This is a genomic window from Marinobacter pelagius, from assembly GCF_900114925.1.
GTDB classification, from domain to species: Bacteria; Pseudomonadota; Gammaproteobacteria; order Pseudomonadales; family Oleiphilaceae; genus Marinobacter; species Marinobacter pelagius.
In genome coordinates this window covers 478,168-494,577 of the sequence record NZ_FOUR01000003.1, presented here as the reverse complement: position 1 = coordinate 494,577, position 16,410 = coordinate 478,168, and the positions used below count along the sequence as shown (strand labels likewise).

The window sequence follows — 16,410 nt, the reverse complement described above, 5'->3', positions numbered from 1 at the left end:
TTGTCAGCCCCGACGCCCGGCTGGTTCGTTGTCCAGCTGGTGCACCGGGATCAGCACGGTCTGGCGGTTGGGCTCGCCCGGCTCCCAGTGCAGCAGGCTGCCCTCGGGATTGTCTTTCTGAACCTCCCGGCAGGCGCTCACGCATTGCAGGCACTGAGTACAGGTGAACTTGGCGCGCTTGTGGCTGCGGGTGGGCAGCCGCATAGGACAGGCTTCGTCGCAGGCCTTGGTGCAGTCCCGGCAGGCGGCGGCGCGGGCGGTATCGAAGGTCACCATTCGGCCCCGGCCATTGGTCATCCAGGCGATGCTCTGCACCACGCCGAAGGCGCAGCCGTACTTGCAGAACAGATGCCGGGCAAACAGGAAGTCCAGGGTGAAAACGGTACTGGCCACGGCCAGGAAGACCGAGGGGTAGAACGCCAGATTGCCGGTCACGAGATCGGTGTACAGAGGAATCGGCGGCAGCAAATACGAGAGCATTGCCAGTGCCCAGGAGAACCCGATCAGTCCGCACACCAGGGTCAGTCCAGCCCAGTGGATGACTTTGCCCCGGCGGCCTTTCTTCAGCGCCTCCCACAGGGTGGGGCGGCCGGTGATCCGGGTCATCAGGTGGTTGACCGTTTCCACCACGGAAAAGTGCGGGCACAGCCAGCCGCAGTAGATGCGTCCCCATTTCCACGCAATCCAGAGTACCAGAGGTACCAGTACGAGGATGGGAAGAATGAACCAGAACAGGATCTGCCCGGCCACATCCGCCGGTGCGCTCCGGGCGACCCAGTCCAGGTTCAGGTTAAAGGAAAGCGGAAACCCGAACAGGATAAAGTGGGTTTCGGTCAGGTCGTAACGGAACAGGTTGAGGACCGGCGCAAGCAGAAACAGTGCAAAGAAACTGGCCCGGGTAATGAGCCGGTTCCTCTGCAGTGTGTCTTTGGGATTGACGGCTTGTGCTTGCACGGTCGGTATCCGGGGTTTGGCGGGGCTGTCGGGCGGCCGGCAACCCCGCTCAGGGGTGGGTTTATGCGTCTTCGGTGGCAGGGCCACGGACTTCTTCGGCCGGGGATGCCTGTCCCTTGATGAAGAAGCTGCCGAAGTACACGATCAGCCCGCCCAGGAAGAAGCAGCCGGCCACGAAGCGCATCCAGTAGAACAATGCGATGTTGTCCTGGGTGGCCATGAACGACAGTGCCTCGCCGCTTTCCGGAATCCGCTGCAGCCAGATCTGCAGGATGCCGGCGCCGGTCAGGAACAGGGTGATGAACACCATGGAAATGGTCATCAGCCAGAAGCCCCACATCTCCAGTATCTGGGCGGTATTGCTGTTGCCGTAGGGGCGCCCGCGCATGATCGGCATGGCGTAGGAAATGATGGTCAGCACGATCATCACGTAGGCACCATAGAACGCCATGTGACCATGGGCGGCGGTGATCTGGCTGCCGTGGGTGTAGTAGTTCACCGGGGCCAGAGTGTGCAGGAAGCCCCAGACGCCCGCGCCCAGGAAGGCCATCACAGCAGTACCCATGGCCCAGAGCATGGCGGCCTTGTTGGGGTGATTGCGCCGGCGGCGGTTGATCATGTTGAAGGCGAACAGCACCATCATGAAGAACGGCAGCGGCTCCAGGGCGGAGAACACCGAACCCAGCCACAGCCAGTACTCGGGCGGGCCAATCCAGAAGAAGTGGTGACCGGTACCGATGATGCCGGTGATCAGGGCCATGGCGATGATCACGTACAGCCACTTCTCGATCACTTCCCGGTCCACGCCGGTGATCTTGATCAGTACATAGGCCAGGATGGCACCCATGATCAGTTCCCAGACGCCTTCCACCCACAGGTGCACCACGAACCACCAGAAGTATTTATCCAGGGTCAGGTTGCCGGGGTTGTAGAAGGAGAACAGCCAGAGCACGGCCAGGCCGACCAGGCCGGTGATCAGTACGATGTTGACCACAGTTTTCCGGCCTTTCAGGGCGGTCATCATGATATTGAACAGGAATCCGACCACCACGAGCGCTATTCCTATCTTGGTGATGGTGGGCTGTTCCAGGAACTCACGGCCCATGGTGGGCAGCAGCTTGTTCATGGTGACATCCGCCAGGGTGGCATAGTCCACGAACAGATAACCGAGGATGGTCAGAGTGCCGGCAGCTGCAAACACCCAGAACAGGATCCAGGCCAGCAACGGGCTGTACAGTTCCGTCTGGGCCTCTTCCGGCACCAGATAGTAGGTGGCGCCCATGAAGCCGAACAGCAGCCAGACAATCAGCAGGTTGGTGTGCACCATCCGCGCAACGTTGAAGGGGATTTCCGGGAACAGGAAGTCTCCCACCACGTACTGCAGACCCAGCACCAGGCCAAACACGATCTGGCCGGCGAACAGGATCAGGGCAAAGATGAAGTAGGGCATGGCGACCCGTTGGGATTCGTATTTCATGTCGTTTCTGCTCCCTCAGCCTTCAATGTTGGGTGGCCAGCCGTTATCGTCGATCTTGGACGTCCACTCCAGGAACGCCGCCAGATCCTCGATTTCCTGGTCGGTCAGATTGAACTGCGGCATCTGCCGGCGGCCCGGCACGTTGGTAGGCATGGCATTCATCCAGCCCTTCATGTAGGCCTTGAAGACCTCGGAGTCACTGGCGCCCCGGCGGTCGAACACGTTGGCCAGCTCCGGTGCAAAGTAGGCGCCTTCGCCCATCAGGGAATGACAGCCAACACAGTTGTTGTTTTCCCAGACATGTTTGCCCCGGACTACCTGCTCGGTAAGCTGGTCCCGGTTATCCCGTTCGGGCATGGCCCGTGATTGAGTGTCAAAAGTCAGGGCCAGGAACAGCAATACGAAGAAGGCACTGCCTCCCAGGTAGATGTTCCTGGCCATGCTTTTGGTAAAGCGCTCGGCCATCGGTCTCTCTCCTTGGTCGTTGTGGAATACCTGACTACACCACTAGGATATAAAGATGTATTTCAAATGCTGTTGATGATTGTCAAGCATTACTGAATTTCACACTATTGCGCCGGGGAGTTACCTCTGGAGGGGTAGGTGATAGACTTCGCGCGCTGAACCTGAAATCTGTTGTCCGGAGACCTCAATGGCCGCTGCGCTGGCGTTATTCCTGAAGCTGATCCCTTTGTATGTGACGGTTGCCCTTGGCTGGATTGCCGGTCGCTACCTGGAAGCCAGTGGTAAACATATCGCCGGGATCATGCTTTACATCGTCACGCCGTCGGTGGTGTTCTCCGGGGTAATGGCGGCGCCGTTGTCACCGGAGGTGGTGTTACTGCCGTTCCTGACCTTCAGCATCTGCTCGGTGCTGGGGCTTGTGCAGCTGAAACTGGCACGCAGGCTGATTACCGATGGCAGCGCCAGCATCATTCCCTTGTGTGTGGGTTCCGGAAATACCGGTTATTTCGGGATTCCGGTGGCTTTGCTGCTGTTCGGCGAGGAGGGTTTGGGCCTTTACATCGTGTGCATGCTGGGTACGACCCTGTTCGAGAACTCGGTGGGGTTCTACCTGGCGGCCAGGGGCCGGTATGAACTGAAAGATGCGCTCTGGCGAGTGGTGAAGCTGCCTTCCATCTATGCCTTTCTGGCGGCGGTGGCGCTCAACCTGTCCGGCTACCGGATCCCGGACATTTTCGTGCCGCTGTTCGACAACCTGCGGGGCGCCTACAGCATCCTGGGGATGATGATCATCGGCATGAGCATCACCTCGTTCCGGGGGCTGGCAGGCAATATCCGCTTCACCGGTCTGGCCTTCTTCGGCAAGTTCGTGGTCTGGCCGCTGGTGGCCATCCTGTTCTGGTGGCTGGATGCCAACGTCCTGGGCATCTACGATACTGCCGTGCACCAGGCTATGTTCCTGATCTCCATCACACCGATCGCCGCCAACACCGTGGTCATTGCGACCCTGCTGGATACGGCGCCAAGGCAGGCGGCGGGCACGGTGCTGCTGACCACCCTGTTCGCCCTGGCGTTCATCCCGGTGATGATTTCCCTGGCGTTCTAGACGAGCTGTTGGTGGCGGGTTCCACCGCGCAGGGCCGGGCCTCGGCGATGTCCTTGCGGGCATGGCGAACCACGCTGATGCCGGCAGTGACGGCGAGGCTGCCCATGATGGCTGCTACGACCAGGTCCGGCCAGGCGGTGCCGGTGCCGAAGACGCCCAGGGCGGCGCCCATGACCGCGATATTGCTGATGGCGTCGTTGCGGCTGCACAGCCACACCGAGCGCATGTCCGAGTCGCCCTCCCGGAAGCGGAACAGCATGACGGCGACACTGACATTAGCCGCCAGCGCCAGCAGACCCACGGCGCCCATGGTCAGCGGTTCCGGCGTGATTCCGCTCTGGGCCACCCAGATGGCCCGCGCCCAGACCACAAGGCCGAAGGTGGCCATGGTCAAGCCTTTAACCATGGCGGCCCGACCACGCCAGAGCATGCCCATGGACAGAACACTCAGGGAAAGGATGTAGTTGGCACTGTCGCCAAAGAAGTCGATGGCATCGGCCATCAATGAGACCGAGCCGGACTGGATACTGGCAATACCCTCCACCAGGAACATGGCGAGATTCACCCACAGGGCGATCCAGAGCGCCTTGCGGAACCCGGGGGCGGGGGATTTTGGTTCGGGAGCCGAGCAACTGCAGGCCATGGTGTCCTCCTGTTCTTCAGTTGCCTATAGTAAAAAGCCTGTAGCTGCTACAGGGTCAACTCCCGAAGGCGAGGGCCTCAGAATCGTCAGCTGTGGCCCTGGCCGTGGGTGCCCGGTACATGGTTGTGGTCACTGGCCATGTCCAGTTTGTCCAGTTCGGAGGTCAGCCCTCCGAGTATGCCGCACTCGCTCACCGTGCCCCCGTCACTGCAGGCGGCCTGCAACTTTTCCAGGGTCTGCTCCAGGCTCGCCAACTCCCTCAAACGGTCACGCACATGATCCAGGTGGCGGGCAAGCAGAGCATCTACACCACTGCAGTCGGCATCTGGGTTTTCCGCCAGACGGATCAGCTCCCGTATTTCATCCTGGGCCATATCGAGGTTGCGACAGCGTTTGATGAACAGCAGCCGGTCCAGGTGAGCCTGGCGGTAGCTGCGATAGCCGCTGGCGTCACGGACCGGTTCGGGCAGAAGGCCGATTTTTTCGTAGTACCGGATGGTCTCGACGGGAATGCCCGCCTGTTTGGCAATGGCTCCGATTCTCAAGGCTTCCCTCCTTCAGGATTTGAGCGCCAGAATGCGCCGCGCTCCGTTCAACACGATCAGGCCCACAATGGTGCCGACCACGAGGTCGGGATAGTTGGAACCGGTCCAGGCCACCAGGGCGCCGGCAACGATGACCCCGAGATTGATGACCACGTCGTTGGCGGAGAATATCCAGCTGGCTTTCATGTGGGCGCCACCATGCCGGTGCCGGGAGATCAGGATCAGACAGGTGCTGTTGGCCACCAGGGCAATCAGAGCCATCACCATCATCAGCGCCGATTCCGGCTCGCTGCCCAGCAGGAATCGCCGGCCCACTTCCAGCAGTACCCCGAGGGCCAGGATCAATTGCAGAACGCCGGCAACATGGGCCGCGCGCACCTGCATCCGGATGCTATGTGCAACGGCATACAGTGACAGGCCATATACGGCCGCATCGGCGAACATATCGAGGGAATCGGCAATCAGGGCGGTGGACTGGGCGACCACGCCGGTTGCAAGTTCCAGCACGAACATCACTGCGTTGATGGCGAGCAGGATCTTCAGGGTGCCGGATTCTTCGCCGGCACGAGTCGCCGCTGCTGTGGCAGCTTCGATGGCCTCCGGATCCGCCGCGCGTGTTTCCTGCAGGGTTGCCCCCAGTCCCAGGGGCAGCAGCCTGTCGGTCACAGGTTGGGCTTCGCCGTAGTGAAGCACCCGGAGTTGGCGGTTTTCCAGATCGAATGTCAGGCCACCTATCTGCGCACAGCCGTCCAGCGCCATGCGAATCATCCGCTCTTCTGACGGGCAGTCCATTTTTGGAATACGGTACAGGCTGACCCATTCGCCCGACGATTGGGGCGCCACCGGTGTTTGGCTTCCGGGATCGACTGACTTACAACCGCATTCACCTGTTCTGGCTTCATTCATAAACAGAATTGTTCCATGCGCTTTTCCGAGTTTACGTCCAGGGAATATCGACCAGGGCGCGAAGACCGCCCCGAGCCCCTGTGTCAAAGGTAAGTGTACCACCGTAACGTTCGGTGATTTCCCTGACGATGGCCAGGCCAAGGCCGTGGCCGGGAGTCTGTTCATCCAGCCGAAGCCCGCGGCCACCGAGAGAAGACAGGGATTCGGAGTGAACGCCGGGGCCGTCGTCCTCGACCCGCATTATCATTCGGCCGTCTTCCTCCAGTAATGAAAGCTCGACGGTCTTCTCCGACCACTTGCCGGCATTATCCAGCAGATTGCCGAGCACTTCGTTCAGATCGTGTTCCTCCAGCGGCCAACGCCGTTCCTCCATCAACTCGGAAGACAATTCGAAGGATTTTTCCGGATAGAGCCTGCCCAGCATCCAGAGAAGATCCCGTGCCTGCTTGACCGGGTAGGCGCTTTTCCCCGCCTGAGGGCCGGCAAACCGGCTCCGGCGCATTTCCGCTTCAAGCTGTTTGTCGATATCCCCGAGTCTGGTTGCCATTTCGTGTCTGATGGGGGCGTCCAGCGGGCGGCTGGTATCCTCCAGTATCTGCCGGGTTGCCGCGATGGGGGTTTTGACGCTGTGCGACAGGTTCGCCAGCGCGTCCCGGGAGCGTTCCAGTCGCTGGTCGAGGGAATCGAGCAATTGGTTGAGCTGTTGCACCAGGGGCTGGAACTCCTCCGGGGCCTGAACGGCAATACGGGAGATTTCGCCATCCTGAAGCCTCTTCAGGGCAGCCTTGAGGGTCACTACGGGCCGCATGGACAGGGTGATGCCCAGCCAGATCACCGCAACGAGCAGCACGATCAGAAGAATTGAGACGATGGCGGTCCACGCATGCAGCTCGGCCTGGCTCCGTTTCAGGGCGCCCAGATCTTCGGAGACAATCACCACAATGGGTGTGTCGCCAACCTGGAACGACTCCCTGTAGGCCAGGATGCTGGAGGGGCTGTCGCCACTCCCTCTGCTATCGACCTGAGTGGCACCGTCCGGCCCGGACTCGAGCAGGGGCATCAGCAGAGGCGTCCAGGATTCCGGGGAAATGAGGGTTCGGTCGGGGGACTGGATGGCAAAGGAATGGTGAAAGACTTCCTGGAAATAGTCGCCGGTCTGGAGCGTGTCGATGCGACCGCCGGATTCCCGGATCTGGTGTTCAAGGAACGCGACCTCGTCCTTCAGTCGGCTTTCAACGAATTCCCTTGCCATCCGGTCCAGTAATAGCCCGTGTACCAGCCAGGCCAGAGCCATCAGGCCGATGCCGGCCGGTAACAGCAGGACGAGCAGGGTGCCCTTCACGGACACCGGTTTCTTAAACAGTGTCATTGAACAGGTAACCCTGGCCCCGTCGCGTTGCGATGGTGTCCGGGCCCACCAGTTTCCTCAGGCGCCGGATGTAAGCCTCGATCACATTCTCGCTGGGGCTGTCGTTGAGGTTGTAAAGCTGCTCCATCAACTGTTCCTTGGAAAACACATGCCGGGGGCGGCTCATCAGGCAGCGGAGCAGGCGGAACTCGGTGCCGGTCAGGGTATGCTCGGTGCCATCGGCCAGTTTCAGGCTCTGGCGATTCTCATCCAGCTCGAACCGGCCCGCTTTCACCACCGAGTGAACCCTGCCTTCACTGCGGCGGACAATGGCGTTGAGGCGGGCGATCAGCTCTTCGGTCTGGAAGGGTTTGGCCAGGTAATCGTCCGCGCCGGCCTTCAGACCATTTACCCTGTCCTGCCAGCCTCCCCTGGCGGTCAGAATCAGGACCGGTAGGTTGATCTGGTTCGCCCGCCATTGTCTCAAAACATCCAGACCGCTGCCGTCGGGCAACCCAAGATCCAGAACCACCGCCCGGTAATCCTCCTGCTCTCCCAGCACGACAGCCTCCCGGGCCATGGCGGTGGTATCCACACTGAAGCCCGCTTTTTCAAGCTGGCGGGCCAGGCCATCGGCCAGCAAGCGGTCATCTTCAACAAGCAGTAGGCGCATGGTTCTGTTCCTTATCGGCGTCTTGTCGGCCGCGTCAGTGTCACTGACTTACCTGAATTCAGCCTGAACTCTAAATTGTTGGTCATTTTCAGAAAGGATTCAGGTTTGTGCGAGATGGTATCAATCGTTTCTTGGCATTGCTCAAGTTTCAGAGTGAGCCGACCCGCGTTCCAACGCACATTATTTCACAGGAGAAAATGGGATGAATGCATCAAAGCTTTTTGTTGCGGCTGCGGCCATGTCGATGACCGCAACCACATTTGCCGCAGGCAGTCATGGTGGTGGCCACGGAAGCAGCATTGGTGAGCCCGGAAATGCAGGCGATGTTTCCCGCACCATCCAGGTGGAAATGCACGACAACTATTACGAACCCGAAGCCATCGAGGTGGCCCGTGGCGAGACCGTGCGTTTCGTGATCGAGAACAAGGGCAGACTGGTACATGAGTTCAATATCGGCACCCCTGAAATGCATGAGGCCCATCAGGATGAAATGAAAATGATGGTCGAACACGGCGTAATTCAGGGGGATAAGCTCAATGAGGATATGATGAATATGGATATGGGTAACGGCCAAACCATGAAGCATGATGATCCCAACAGCATACTGCTCGAGCCGGGCCAGAAGAAGGAAATCATCTGGACCTTCAGCAGCAAGACCAACATGGAATTCGCCTGCAATATCCCTGGCCATTACCAGTCCGGAATGTACGGTGACGTGAACTTCGATTCCGCAGCCGACACCCAGGCCCGCGCAGACTGATCCCGCCCGAGGACGATAAGAAGGGAGCACCACTTTTCCGGTGCTCCCGTTGCAGTATTCCAGGAGTAACCAACACATGAAAAACGCCCTTATGGCAGGGGCCCTCGGGCTCCTTATGCCTGTGATGGCCGCTGCCGGTGAGTACAGCCTCACCGTGGACCGCGTGATGATCGACACCGGTGACTTTGTGAAAGAGGGCATCGGCTACAACGGAGCCTCTCCCGGACCGGTACTCAGGTTCAAGGAAGGGGAGAGCGTGACGATCAATGTCACCAATAATCTGGATGAGCCGACCTCCATTCACTGGCACGGACTGATCCTGCCGTTCGAGCAGGATGGTGTGCCGGGTATCAGCTTTGAGGGTATCCAGCCCGGTGAGACGTTCACGTACGAGTTTCCCATCGTGCAGAGCGGCACCTACTGGTTCCACAGCCATTCCGGTTTTCAGGAGCCCAACGGCGCCTATGGTGCAATCGTGATCGAACCCGAGGGGCGCGAGCCCTTCCGGTACGACCGGGACTATGTGGTCCAGCTCACCGACAAACACCCGCACGATGCCAACCGGGTCATGCGTAACCTGAAGATGATGCCGGATTACTACAACCGTCAGCAGCAGACGGTCGGGGATTTCTTTGCCGATATCTCTAAGCACGGTTTCATGACCGCCCTGCAGGACCGTCTGGCCTGGGGCGACATGCGCATGATGAAGGCCGATGTGGAAGACGTTCAGGGCTTTACCGGCCTGATCAATGGCAAGGGGCCCGAACAGAACTGGACCGGGCTGTTCGAACCGGGCGAGCGCATCCGCCTCCGATTCATCAATTCGTCTGCCATGGCGTACTTCGATATCCGGATTCCGGGCCTGGAGATGACCGTGGTGCAGGCTGACGGCAATAACGTGCAGCCGGTTAACGTGGACGAGTTCCGCATCGGTGTGGCAGAAACATACGATGTGATTGTCCGGCCAAAAACCGCCGAGGCGTACACCATCTTCGCCGAATCCATGGGGCGGTCGGGCTATGCCCGAGCCACACTGGCGCCCGAGGAAGGCATGGAAGGGCCCGTTCCCGGATTGCGGGAGGCGCCCTTGCTGACCATGGCGGATATGAGTGGCATGCATGGTATGGACCATGGTGATATGACCGGCGCTGATGCCTCCGCTGGAATGGATCACAGCGACATGAACCAGGGCGAAATGGACCCGGATGGTATGAAGGACGACTCCGGAATGGCCGCTGACGCCAGTGACTCGATGGCGGGAATGGACCATTCCGGCATGGATCACGGCGCCATGATCATGTCCGAGGGAGGTGCCAGCGATCCTTTCTATGCCGAGGGCAGTGGCCTGGTCCCGGTGGCAGCGAATGGTGGAAAGTTTCTCTCTTACGCCGATTTGCGGGCACAGAAGCCACTGTATGAGGAGCGCGAGCCCACACGTGAAATCGAGCTTCGTCTGACCGGCAATATGGAGCGTTACACCTGGAGTATCAACGGCGTCAAATACGAGGACGCAGAGCCGCTGAGGCTCCAGTACGGAGAGCGGGTCCGGTTCAAGTTCGTCAACGAAACCATGATGACCCACCCCATGCATCTGCACGGCATGTGGTCGATCCTGGATGTCGGGGCCGGGGAGTGGAACCCGGTCAAGCACGTCATCAGTGTTCAACCGGGCACGACGGTCTACATGGAAACCGAAGTGGATGCACCGGGCCAGTGGGCTTTCCACTGTCATCTTTCTTACCACGCCGCGTCGGGTATGTTCCGCAAGGTCGTGGTCGAGGGTGGTCCGGATCAGGGCAACACCGCCGGCGCTGAAGTTGCAAAGGACGGAGGTGACGCATGAAGACTCTGACCCTGTCTGCATTTGCCCTGGCGCTGACTTTGCCATCGCTACCGGCGTTGGGCAGCGATATGCCGCAGGACGACACCAGCCGCAAGGACGCACTGACCCTTTGGGGCGTTCAGTTCGAAGAGCTTGAGTACCGCTACAGCGACGATGACGAGGAATTGGGAGTCTGGAACGGCGATGCCTTCTACGGTACCGACGAACTCAAGTTCCGCTGGCAGTCCAAGGGTGAGTACGCGATCGAGGAAGAGGCTTACGAGAAGCTGGAAAACCAGTTGCTCCTGCAGACGCCGGTTTCCGACTTCTTTGACGCCAAGGCCGGTGTCCGCTTCGATACCCCGGAAGGCCCGGATCGTACCTATGGGGTGCTGGGGCTGACCGGCCTGGCTCCGCACTGGTTCGAGGTTGATGCCAGCCTGTATGTCAGTGACGAGGGCGATACCTCGGCGGAGTTTGATGCCGAGTATGAACTGCTGTTCACCAACCACCTGATCCTGTCCGCTGCGCTGGATGCCACCGTTGCCTTCAGTGAAGACCGGGAAATTGGTGTGGGCAAGGGGCTGGTTTCTACAGAAACCGGGCTCCGATTGAGCTATGACCTGATTGACCGCTCCTTCTCGCCCTACCTGGGCGTGGTCCACGAGCGCAAGTATGGCGACACTGCCGACCTTGCGAGAGCGGAGGGCGCAGGCACCGAGGACTGGTTCGCCGTTATCGGAGCCAGGGTCTCGTTCTGAACCCGCAGCTTACGCTCTCATTAAACGGGCCGGGGTTTCCCCTCGGCCTGTTTTTTGTTGCCCCGAGGATTGATGTGAGTCAACTGAAGGCAGTTGAGCTCCGTGATTTTCAGCCGCAATTCAGCTTCGGATGTTGTGATGGGAGTGAAAAGCAAACAGGTCGGGAGGTAACAGCCATGACCAAGGCTCACAAAGCAACCAGCCATGAGGCCTTCCTTCTACACAGGAAACTGACCGTTGAGGGTCTGGGAGAGAGCCAGTGGGAGGATTTCATTCACGAACTGAATCACCACCCCTGCGTGGACTTTGCCGAGCGCAAGCCAGGCAACCGGCTGATGGTCACCTATGATGGGACCCACTGGTCCACCGATGAATTGCTGGACCTGATTGCGGGCTATGGGGGGCTGCTTGCGAGTGGTTGGTGGACGCGGAGGAAACTGGCCTGGTACCGGTTTACCGATGACAACGTACGGGCCAATGCCAACCATGAACCGTTCTGTTGTTCAAAGATCCCTCCCATGAAGCGCAAATAGAATCGTGAATAACAGGAGACTGAATGGGCAGTGAACAGGACAGAACCTCCCACTATCAGGAGGGAAGTCTCACTCTTCCGGGGACCGTGATGCTGGGGACCGGCGTCATGATTGGCGCCGGTATTTTCGCACTGACTGGCCAGATGGCTCAGATGACAGGTGTGCTTTTCCCTCTGGCTTTCCTGGCGGCTGCCGTCATCGTGGCCTTCAGTGCTTACTCCTATATCAAGATCTCCAATGCCTGGCCATCTGCGGGAGGCATCGGTATGTATCTGCACAAGGCCTACGGGAACCACTTGCCGACCGCCTTCAACGCCTTGCTGATGTATTTCTCGATGGTGATCGCCCAGAGTTTTCTGGCCCGAACGTTTGGTTCCTATACCATGCAGCTGTTCGGTGGCGACGAGAGCGGGCGCATGGTACCCATTCTCGGCGTATCGCTGATCCTGGGGGCTTTTCTGATCAACCTGCTGGGTAACCAGATGATCCAGGGAGTGGCCTCCTTCATCGGCATTCTGAAAATCGGGGGGATACTGGTTTTCGGGCTGGTGGGTGTCTGGATCGCCGACAGCATTTCGGTTGATTTCTCGGCACCGGGAGAAGCGGGAACGGTTGGTAACTTCCTGGGGGGCACCGCGCTCGGGATACTGGCCTTCAAGGGCTTCACCACGATCACCAACAGTGGCTCCGAAGTGAAAGATCCGCACCGGAACGTAGGGCGCGCTATCGTTATCTCCATTGCAGCCTGTGTGGTGATCTACACCCTGGTTGGTTTTGCCGTTGCCAGCAATCTTTCACTGGCCGAAATCATTGAGACCCGGGACTACTCCCTTGCCGCAGCCGCACGCCCGGCACTGGGGGAGTATGGCGTCTGGTTCACGGTTGCCATCGCCATGATGGCCACGGCGGGTGGCATTCTGGCCAGTATCTTCGCTGTCTCGCGCATGTTGGCCATGCTGACCGAGATGAAGCTGGTGCCCCACAGTCATTTCGGCATGCCGGGAACCATCCAGAAGCACACGCTGGTCTACACTGTGGTTCTGGGGCTGGTCCTCACGGCGTTTTTTGATCTTTCCCGCATTGCGGCCCTGGGGATCGTCTTCTACCTGGTCATGGACATTGCCATTCACTGGGGCGTGCTTCGCTATCTGCGGGCAGATGTGAAGGCAAGCGCATGGGTGCCGGCGACGGCGATCATTCTGGATATGCTGGCGCTTGGTGGCTTTGTCTGGGTGAAACTGAACACCGACCCCTTTGTGATCGGTGTGGCCGTGACCGCGATGGTGGTGATCGCCATTGCCGAACAGGTCTTCCTGACAAGGTTCGCACGCACCGGCGAATCCGGGCACGAGAGCACTCAGGTGCATCATCACCATTAATACGTTATCGATCTGGAGATCAGTGCCATGATGGGAAATGGAGCGTTTGGTAATACCATGTTTTATAACACGATGTGGGCCGGGCACTGGCTGTGGATGCTGGTAATCGGCATTGTCGTTGTCATACCGGCCTGGCGCATTTGCCAGCGCACGGGATATCCGGGCTGGATGGGCATTCTGATCCTGATTCCAGTGGTTAATCTTTTCCTGCTTTACTTTATTGCGTTTTCTGAATGGCCCACGGATAAACAAGGGGGGCCGGATGCCTGAGCACCACCACGCTCACCATGCTCACCACGGTGAAGGAGAAAATGGAGAGCACCTCGCCAAGGACCCGGTTTGCGGAATGTCCGTAGACCCCCACACGGCTGAGCATCGAAGCCAGCACGGTGGAAAAACCTGGTACTTTTGCTCGTCACGCTGCCAGTCGAAATTTGACGAGGATCCCGAACACTACCTCGGCGGGCAACCGCAACAGGACGAGGCCGTGCCGCCGGGCACCATCTACACCTGCCCGATGCATCCCGAAATTCGCCAGCAGGGACCGGGAGACTGCCCGATCTGTGGTATGGCGCTGGAGCCTGAGCAGGTGAGCCTGGATGATGGGCCATCCGCAGAGCTTACGGACATGACCCGCCGGTTCTGGATCGGACTGGTTCTGACTCTGCCGGTGCTGGTGCTTGAAATGGGCGGGCACCTGACCGGGCTCGATCACATTGTCGCCCCTCAGCTATCCAACTGGATCCAGTTGGTACTGGCAACGCCGGTTGTTCTCTGGTGTGGCTGGCCGTTCTTTGTCCGGGGCTGGAAGTCCGTGGTCAGTCGTAACCTGAATATGTTCACGTTGATTGCCATTGGTACCGGCGTGGCGTTGATCTATAGCCTGGTGGCGACCCTTGCACCTCAGGTTTTCCCGGATGCGTTCAGACAGGAGGGCGGCTCGGTGGCCGTCTATTTCGAGGCGTCCGCTGTCATCGTAGTGCTGGTGTTGTTGGGGCAGGTGCTGGAACTCCGTGCCCGGGAAAAAACCTCGGGCGCCATCAAGGCCTTGTTGGATTTGGCGCCCGCGACGGCGAGGAAGCTGGACGAGAACGGCGGTGAGTCCGACGTCTCACTGGACCAGGTCAAGGTGGGTGACCGTTTGCGGGTGCGCCCAGGCGATAAGGTGCCGCTCGACGGAGAGGTGCTTGAGGGCAGCTCCAACGTGGACGAATCCATGGTCACCGGTGAGCCGCTGGCGGTCAGCAAGAAATCGGGCGATCAGGTGATCGGCGGCAGTATCAATGAGCAGGGCAGCTTTATCATGCGGGCGGACAAGGTTGGCCGAGACACCATGTTGTCCCAGATTGTGCAGATGGTGGCCAGCGCCCAGCGCAGCCGCGCGCCCATTCAGGGCCTGGCCGACAAGGTCGCGGGCTATTTTGTGCCGGCCGTGATCCTGGTCGCCATTATCGCCTTCATCGTCTGGTCCGTCTTCGGGCCCACGCCGCCCATGGCATTCGGGCTGATTGCTGCGGTGAGTGTGCTGATCATTGCCTGCCCCTGTGCCCTGGGTCTGGCCACGCCCATGTCGATCATGGTCGGCGTTGGCCGTGGCGCCCAAAGCGGCGTGCTGATTCGCGATGCTGAATCCCTGGAGCGCATGGAAAAGGTGGATACGGTTGTGGTGGACAAGACCGGCACCCTGACCGAAGGCAAGCCCCAGGTAACGCGACTGGTTGTCGGGGACGGGTTCAGCGAGGAAGAGCTCATGCGGTTTGCCGGCGGCCTGGAGAAGGGCAGTGAACACCCGCTGGCTCATGCCATTCTCGACAAAGCCAGGACCATGGACCTGACGCTGCCCGATGCTGAGGGTTTCGATTCCCCCAACGGCAAAGGCGTGACCGGGAAGATCGATGGCCAGCAGGTACTGATTGGCAACCGGCTGTTGATGGAATCCGAAGGCGTCGATACCTCGGATTTTGAGTCTGAAGCCGACGAGCTCAGAAGGGACGGGGCCACGGTGATTTTCGCAGCCGTTGACGGAAAGATTTGTGGGTTGCTTGCCATTGCCGATCCGGTGAAAGAAACCACCGAAGCGGCCATAACGGCACTCCAGAAGGATGGCATCCGGGTTGTCATGCTGACCGGCGATAACCGCACATCGGCTGAGGCCGTTGCCCGCAAACTGCACATTGACGAAGTGGAGGCGGAAGTCCTGCCGGAGGACAAGGGCAAGATCGTTCAGCGCCTGAAAGACGAAGGCCGTATTGTGGTTATGGCCGGCGATGGCGTAAACGACGCACCCGCACTGGCAACGGCGGATGTGGGTGTGGCCATGGGCACAGGTACGGATGTCGCGATCGAAAGCGCCGGTATTACACTGCTTCGGGGCGACCTGATGGGCATTGTGGAAGCCCGCCGGCTGTCTCTGGCGACCATGCGCAACATCCGGCAGAACCTGTTTTTTGCCTTTATCTACAACTCTGCCGGCGTGCCGATCGCCGCCGGGGTGTTGTATCCGTTTGCGGGCATCCTGCTGTCCCCGATTTTCGCAGCGGCGGCGATGTCGCTGTCTTCAGTCAGCGTGATTGTCAACGCGCTGCGTTTGCGAGTGGTCAGGCTCGGACCGGACCACTGAACTTTTCTCTCACAGGAGATAACCATGTCATACACGATCAACCGTCTCATCAAGAATGTCGATTTTGAGGATGTGGACCAGAGAGCGCGGCAGGCCCTGGGGGACCACGGCTTCGGCGTGCTGACCGAGATCGACGTCAAAGCCACCATGAAGAAAAAGCTCGATAAAGACATGTCTGCCTACCGGATTCTGGGGGCCTGTAATCCCGGTATGGCCTGGGAAGCCATTGGCGTGGAACCCCGCGTCGGTGCCATGCTGCCGTGCAACGTGATCCTCAGGGAAGTTCCGGACGGCGTGGAGGTCAGTGCCATTGATCCTGTGGCGTCCATGACGGCCATTGATAATGACGAACTCAAACAGGTTGCGGGGAAAGTCCGTGACATGCTGTCTGAGGTTGTCGAGGCGATCTGACCGATCGC

The 16,410-nt window shown here is 59.5% G+C and carries 17 protein-coding genes; 9 read left to right on the top strand and 8 right to left on the bottom strand.

Annotation, left to right across the window (positions count from 1 at the left end; all coding sequences use genetic code 11):
- Positions 1-3: 3 nt before the first annotated feature.
- The 3 genes from BM254_RS09355 to BM254_RS09345 form a co-directional block, all read right to left on the bottom strand.
- A complete protein-coding gene (locus tag BM254_RS09355; RefSeq protein ID WP_092002116.1) occupies positions 4-954 on the bottom strand; it encodes a 4Fe-4S binding protein in 951 nt (316 codons plus the stop codon).
- Between the two features lie 61 nt (positions 955-1,015).
- Positions 1,016-2,431, bottom strand: a complete 1,416-nt coding sequence (locus tag BM254_RS09350) for a cbb3-type cytochrome c oxidase subunit I (RefSeq protein WP_092002112.1) — start codon at positions 2,429-2,431, stop codon at positions 1,016-1,018.
- A gap of 15 nt (positions 2,432-2,446) precedes the next feature.
- Positions 2,447-2,896 carry a c-type cytochrome gene (locus BM254_RS09345; protein ID WP_092002109.1) on the bottom strand — a complete coding sequence of 150 codons (450 nt, stop codon included), beginning with the start codon at positions 2,894-2,896 and terminating at the stop codon, positions 2,447-2,449.
- Between the two features lie 187 nt (positions 2,897-3,083).
- Between BM254_RS09345 and BM254_RS09340 the strand changes: the two genes are divergently transcribed.
- Positions 3,084-4,001, top strand: coding sequence for an AEC family transporter (locus tag BM254_RS09340; RefSeq protein WP_092002106.1), 918 nt, complete (start codon positions 3,084-3,086; stop codon positions 3,999-4,001).
- Here BM254_RS09340 and BM254_RS09335 read toward each other — a convergent pair.
- From BM254_RS09335 to BM254_RS09315, 5 genes are all read right to left on the bottom strand, one after another.
- Positions 3,970-4,644, bottom strand: coding sequence for a cation diffusion facilitator family transporter (locus BM254_RS09335; RefSeq protein WP_092002102.1), 675 nt, complete (start codon positions 4,642-4,644; stop codon positions 3,970-3,972). The two genes, BM254_RS09340 and BM254_RS09335, sit on opposite strands and share 32 nt — an antisense overlap.
- Before the next feature lie 86 nt (positions 4,645-4,730).
- On the bottom strand, positions 4,731-5,189 hold the full coding sequence (locus BM254_RS09330) for a Cd(II)/Pb(II)-responsive transcriptional regulator (RefSeq protein WP_092002099.1): 459 nt from the start codon (positions 5,187-5,189) through the stop codon (positions 4,731-4,733).
- 12 nt (positions 5,190-5,201) lie between these two features.
- Positions 5,202-6,095, bottom strand: coding sequence for a cation efflux transmembrane domain-containing protein (locus tag BM254_RS09325; protein ID WP_092002096.1), 894 nt, complete (start codon positions 6,093-6,095; stop codon positions 5,202-5,204).
- Positions 6,096-6,126: 31 nt separating this feature from the next.
- Positions 6,127-7,464, bottom strand: a complete 1,338-nt coding sequence (locus tag BM254_RS09320; RefSeq protein WP_092002093.1) for an ATP-binding protein — start codon at positions 7,462-7,464, stop codon at positions 6,127-6,129.
- The gene (locus BM254_RS09315) at positions 7,451-8,116 is read right to left on the bottom strand and encodes a response regulator (protein ID WP_092002090.1); all 666 of its coding nucleotides are present in this window, start codon (positions 8,114-8,116) and stop codon (positions 7,451-7,453) included. The genes BM254_RS09320 and BM254_RS09315 overlap by 14 nt, the downstream gene beginning before the upstream one ends.
- Before the next feature lie 202 nt (positions 8,117-8,318).
- Between BM254_RS09315 and BM254_RS09310 the strand changes: the two genes are divergently transcribed.
- From BM254_RS09310 to BM254_RS09275, 8 genes are all read left to right on the top strand, one after another.
- On the top strand, positions 8,319-8,876 hold the full coding sequence (locus BM254_RS09310) for a cupredoxin domain-containing protein (RefSeq protein WP_092002087.1): 558 nt from the start codon (positions 8,319-8,321) through the stop codon (positions 8,874-8,876).
- A gap of 76 nt (positions 8,877-8,952) precedes the next feature.
- Positions 8,953-10,719 carry a copper resistance system multicopper oxidase gene (locus tag BM254_RS09305; RefSeq protein ID WP_092002084.1) on the top strand — a complete coding sequence of 589 codons (1,767 nt, stop codon included), beginning with the start codon at positions 8,953-8,955 and terminating at the stop codon, positions 10,717-10,719.
- 68 nt (positions 10,720-10,787) lie between these two features.
- A complete protein-coding gene (locus tag BM254_RS09300) occupies positions 10,788-11,459 on the top strand; it encodes a copper resistance protein B (protein WP_425434487.1) in 672 nt (223 codons plus the stop codon).
- A gap of 176 nt (positions 11,460-11,635) precedes the next feature.
- Positions 11,636-11,992: a hypothetical protein gene (locus BM254_RS09295; RefSeq protein WP_092002079.1), complete on the top strand. Its 357-nt coding sequence runs from the start codon at positions 11,636-11,638 to the stop codon at positions 11,990-11,992.
- A 23-nt stretch (positions 11,993-12,015) separates the two neighbouring features.
- Positions 12,016-13,371 (top strand): APC family permease, encoded by a 1,356-nt coding sequence (locus tag BM254_RS09290; RefSeq protein WP_092002076.1) that lies wholly within the window; start codon positions 12,016-12,018, stop codon positions 13,369-13,371.
- A 27-nt stretch (positions 13,372-13,398) separates the two neighbouring features.
- Positions 13,399-13,641: a hypothetical protein gene (locus tag BM254_RS09285; protein ID WP_175497233.1), complete on the top strand. Its 243-nt coding sequence runs from the start codon at positions 13,399-13,401 to the stop codon at positions 13,639-13,641.
- Positions 13,634-15,991 (top strand): heavy metal translocating P-type ATPase, encoded by a 2,358-nt coding sequence (locus tag BM254_RS09280; protein ID WP_092002073.1) that lies wholly within the window; start codon positions 13,634-13,636, stop codon positions 15,989-15,991. Before BM254_RS09285 ends, BM254_RS09280 begins: the two co-directional genes overlap by 8 nt.
- 24 nt (positions 15,992-16,015) lie before the next feature.
- Positions 16,016-16,402, top strand: coding sequence for a DUF302 domain-containing protein (locus tag BM254_RS09275; protein WP_092002070.1), 387 nt, complete (start codon positions 16,016-16,018; stop codon positions 16,400-16,402).
- Positions 16,403-16,410 lie beyond the last annotated feature (8 nt).

What these genes read in the sequence shown, in the direction of transcription:
- BM254_RS09290 (WP_092002076.1), top strand. Translation starts at nt 12,016, where the DNA reads ATGGGCAGTGAACAGGACAGAACCTCCCACTATCAGGAGGGAAGTCTC.
- BM254_RS09320 (WP_092002093.1), bottom strand. Translation starts at nt 7,464, where the DNA reads ATGACACTGTTTAAGAAACCGGTGTCCGTGAAGGGCACCCTGCTCGTC.
- BM254_RS09310 (WP_092002087.1), top strand. Translation starts at nt 8,319, where the DNA reads ATGAATGCATCAAAGCTTTTTGTTGCGGCTGCGGCCATGTCGATGACC.
- BM254_RS09325 (WP_092002096.1), bottom strand. Translation starts at nt 6,095, where the DNA reads ATGAATGAAGCCAGAACAGGTGAATGCGGTTGTAAGTCAGTCGATCCC.
- BM254_RS09280 (WP_092002073.1), top strand. Translation starts at nt 13,634, where the DNA reads ATGCCTGAGCACCACCACGCTCACCATGCTCACCACGGTGAAGGAGAA.
- BM254_RS09285 (WP_175497233.1), top strand. Translation starts at nt 13,399, where the DNA reads ATGATGGGAAATGGAGCGTTTGGTAATACCATGTTTTATAACACGATG.
- BM254_RS09295 (WP_092002079.1), top strand. Translation starts at nt 11,636, where the DNA reads ATGACCAAGGCTCACAAAGCAACCAGCCATGAGGCCTTCCTTCTACAC.
- BM254_RS09315 (WP_092002090.1), bottom strand. Translation starts at nt 8,116, where the DNA reads ATGCGCCTACTGCTTGTTGAAGATGACCGCTTGCTGGCCGATGGCCTG.
- BM254_RS09350 (WP_092002112.1), bottom strand. Translation starts at nt 2,431, where the DNA reads ATGAAATACGAATCCCAACGGGTCGCCATGCCCTACTTCATCTTTGCC.
- BM254_RS09275 (WP_092002070.1), top strand. Translation starts at nt 16,016, where the DNA reads ATGTCATACACGATCAACCGTCTCATCAAGAATGTCGATTTTGAGGAT.
- BM254_RS09340 (WP_092002106.1), top strand. Translation starts at nt 3,084, where the DNA reads ATGGCCGCTGCGCTGGCGTTATTCCTGAAGCTGATCCCTTTGTATGTG.
- BM254_RS09305 (WP_092002084.1), top strand. Translation starts at nt 8,953, where the DNA reads ATGAAAAACGCCCTTATGGCAGGGGCCCTCGGGCTCCTTATGCCTGTG.
- BM254_RS09345 (WP_092002109.1), bottom strand. Translation starts at nt 2,896, where the DNA reads ATGGCCGAGCGCTTTACCAAAAGCATGGCCAGGAACATCTACCTGGGA.
- BM254_RS09335 (WP_092002102.1), bottom strand. Translation starts at nt 4,644, where the DNA reads ATGGCCTGCAGTTGCTCGGCTCCCGAACCAAAATCCCCCGCCCCCGGG.
- BM254_RS09300 (WP_425434487.1), top strand. Translation starts at nt 10,788, where the DNA reads ATGCCGCAGGACGACACCAGCCGCAAGGACGCACTGACCCTTTGGGGC.